The 2305-nt window shown below is 56.4% G+C and carries 3 protein-coding genes; 1 reads left to right on the forward strand and 2 read right to left on the reverse strand.

The annotated features are described in order from the left end of the window. Positions 1 to 161: 161 nt before the first annotated feature. On the forward strand, positions 162 to 341 hold the full coding sequence (locus ABUL11_RS09840) for a hypothetical protein (RefSeq protein WP_350283681.1): 180 nt from the start codon (positions 162 to 164) through the stop codon (positions 339 to 341). 562 nt (positions 342 to 903) lie between these two features. Here the strand turns inward: ABUL11_RS09840 and ABUL11_RS09845 are convergent. Beyond that, on the reverse strand, positions 904 to 1959 hold the full coding sequence (locus tag ABUL11_RS09845; protein WP_350283682.1) for a linear amide C-N hydrolase: 1056 nt from the start codon (positions 1957 to 1959) through the stop codon (positions 904 to 906). A 42-nt stretch (positions 1960 to 2001) separates the two neighbouring features. Then, positions 2002 to 2205 (reverse strand): hypothetical protein, encoded by a 204-nt coding sequence (locus tag ABUL11_RS09850; protein WP_350283683.1) that lies wholly within the window; start codon positions 2203 to 2205, stop codon positions 2002 to 2004. Between the last annotated feature and the right edge of the window lie 100 nt (positions 2206 to 2305).

Here is a 2305-nt window from a genome sequence, read left to right on the forward strand (position 1 = left end):
GTGATCAAACGCTATGCACAGATGAAATTACTGCGCATCAAAAGTGATCGGGCAGATGCGGCGCTGATCATGCAATATGCCCAACATGAAACACCTGCCCTGTGGGGCTTGCCAGCGAGAAAGCGCAGAAGCTGCAACAGGCCCATTGCTGGCTCAATGACTTGATTACTGAACGAATGCGTTTGCTCAATCGCCAGCAGGCTCATGCCCACCGTACCAAACCAAGTGCTTTTGTTATTAAACAAATGAACTTGCAACAGCGGCAACGTATCGAAGCACGTGAACAGCATCTGGAAACGCTGGTAAAAAGTCTTTTGCCGAACTGCGTGAACGCTTGCTGACGATTCCCTCAATAGGGAACAGGGACGTATTCGGCAGCTCTCTACGCGTGTACCTGGACGGCCAGAACATATAACCCGACTTGTAAAAAACTCTATCAGCAACTGCAAACCGCAGGTAAACCACCCAAAGTAATCGGTATCGCAATTGCCCATACATTATGCGACAGGCTTTCGCAGTCGCTACAAAAAACCTGCGCGACAGCAGACTGACAGCAGTTCCGCCGGGTAGATCCAGCTCTCCGAGGGAGAGGCCAGTTCAGTTCCATCCCTGTGCCGATGTCAGAGCACGCACTGTTAGTGTGGACGGCTACCTCGTCGAAACCCATCATGGAGCGTGGCTACTACCACTCCAAATAGAAGTATGATGCGGACTGGCCGGCAAAGTGATCGTGACTCCTATGGGCCTAAACCGCCAATGGCAGGTTCGTCGAAGGCCGCTTGTGGCCGGAGATAAAGCACGATCGCGCGTGAGCGACTGCCCCGAAGTATATTCTGCGCAGTTGCCGCTCAGGCACCTAGATGCAATGCACCCAAGATGCCTCTTCATGCTGAAGGTAGCAGTTCAATCGGCGGCCATGAAGTCAAATGGTTCCCCAGAGACGAACTGGTCTGACACCTCACCGACAAGCACGCGATTCATGTCCACCCCGAGATCCAGCTTGCGTATCTGTGCGCTTTCGGAGAAGTCGAGCTTCTTCATATCCACCCAGAAAATATTGGGCGAGGTCGCCGATTCCCCATAGAAAAGCATGGCCTTCTGATCCGCCACCACGCGCCAGCGGGTCGTGGACAGGTTCGGCGCATCGGGGAGGCTCACGCCATAGGGCACGGAAGCGTTGCGGATCACACTGAACACCGCTGCTGCGGCGATGCGGGCATCGTCGCTCTGGGTCACTGCGTTGACGTAAAAGCCGGCGCGCACGAAACGATCCTCCGAGCGGCCGCTACCGGGAAGGAAGTTGAGGGAGTCGACCGCGCTCCAGTATTTCTGATTAGCGAGCTGCATGTCATAGGGCGGGTCGTTCGTCACCACCTGATACGAGCGGTCATGATGAATGCTGAGCTTTCCATCAATCCACTCGAGAACGGCGTTGTCGCCGGTTGCATCGGAGAGTGTCAGATGGAGTGGCGCGAGGCTGCCGGGACGACCCGGCACCTCGCCGCTCACGACCTGCACGGGATGATTGCGCGTGTATTCAACCGCTTCCGAGACTGTTGCAAACTGATCGAGATAGAATTGCGCCCAGATTGCGAGCGACATGCGCGGCGTTGTCTTGTCGTCCTCAGGGAATTTGGTGGCGTTGAGCCATAGCAGGCTGGCGTTGAGACCGGCTTCGTTCAGGCCGTCGACCGTCGAGATGTCATAGCCGGAGACGGCCAGACTGCCATATTTCGACGTCCATTCCACCGAACGCGAACCGGCCGCCCCGTTGCGCTTCACGCCGCGGGGAAAGACCCAGAAATTGCTGACCATCGGATCCTTGAAATCCATATTGCGGCCCGTGAGCGTCCGCCCGGCGGGCCCATGATAGACGATCCGCGTGCAGGCCTGAGCTTCGGCTGAAAGCAGCGCCACGGCGGTGGTCAGCGTAGCGAGCATACGTGTAAAACGAGACATATCGACCCCCAATCCATAACAAGACTACGAAACCTTTGGCGATCAAAACCGATAGGTCATGCCGAAAACCGGGCTGCTGAGGCGTATGTCATAGACGTGACCCTTGTGATCGTAACCGACGTCAAGCACCTTGTAGCCCACGGAGAGGGAAAGGCGATCGCCGAGGACATAATTAACAGTCACCAGCGCCGACCATATGAGATCGGAATCTGCGCCGAAACCGCCAATGTCAACTTGTCCCTGCACCCCCGGCCGAAGTCCTCACCATGGCTGGCTCTACGGGTTCCGATAACGGAGTGGCTCGCCATGACCCTCACATCGTTCGAGATATACCAGAAGCGCACGC

The sequence above is a fragment of the Nitrosomonas sp. genome, assembly GCF_040256045.1.
Classification (GTDB): Bacteria; Pseudomonadota; Gammaproteobacteria; order Burkholderiales; family Nitrosomonadaceae; genus Nitrosomonas.

Coding starts and splice junctions, on each gene's coding strand:
- ABUL11_RS09845 (WP_350283682.1), bottom strand. CDS start 1,959: ATGTCTCGTTTTACACGTATGCTCGCTACGCTGACCACCGCCGTGGCG.